This window comes from Paenibacillus segetis (assembly GCF_014639155.1).
GTDB lineage: Bacteria > Bacillota > Bacilli > Paenibacillales > Paenibacillaceae > Fontibacillus > Fontibacillus segetis.
The window spans coordinates 1-517 of the sequence record NZ_BMFT01000018.1 but is presented as its reverse complement, the minus strand read 5'-3'; the positions used below and the strand labels follow the sequence as shown (position 1 = coordinate 517).

1 rRNA gene is annotated in these 517 nt (G+C 54.9%); it reads left to right on the top strand.

Annotated elements, in window-relative coordinates:
* Positions 1-503 (top strand): 16S ribosomal RNA (locus IEW05_RS25535); the annotation flags it as partial.
* Positions 504-517 lie beyond the last annotated feature (14 nt).

Below are 517 nucleotides of genomic sequence, written 5' to 3'. Positions count from 1 at the left end.
GGAGACAGGTGGTGCATGGTTGTCGTCAGCTCGTGTCGTGAGATGTTGGGTTAAGTCCCGCAACGAGCGCAACCCTTGATCTTAGTTGCCAGCAATTCGGTTGGGCACTCTAAGGTGACTGCCGGTGACAAACCGGAGGAAGGTGGGGATGACGTCAAATCATCATGCCCCTTATGACCTGGGCTACACACGTACTACAATGGTCGGTACAACGGGAAGCGAAGCCGCGAGGTGGAGCGAATCCTAAAAAGCCGATCTCAGTTCGGATTGTAGGCTGCAACTCGCCTACATGAAGTCGGAATTGCTAGTAATCGCGGATCAGCATGCCGCGGTGAATACGTTCCCGGGTCTTGTACACACCGCCCGTCACACCACGAGAGTTTACAACACCCGAAGTCGGTGAGGTAACCGCAAGGAGCCAGCCGCCGAAGGTGGGGTAGATGATTGGGGTGAAGTCGTAACAAGGTAGCCGTATCGGAAGGTGCGGCTGGATCACCTCCTTTCTATGGAGAATCGT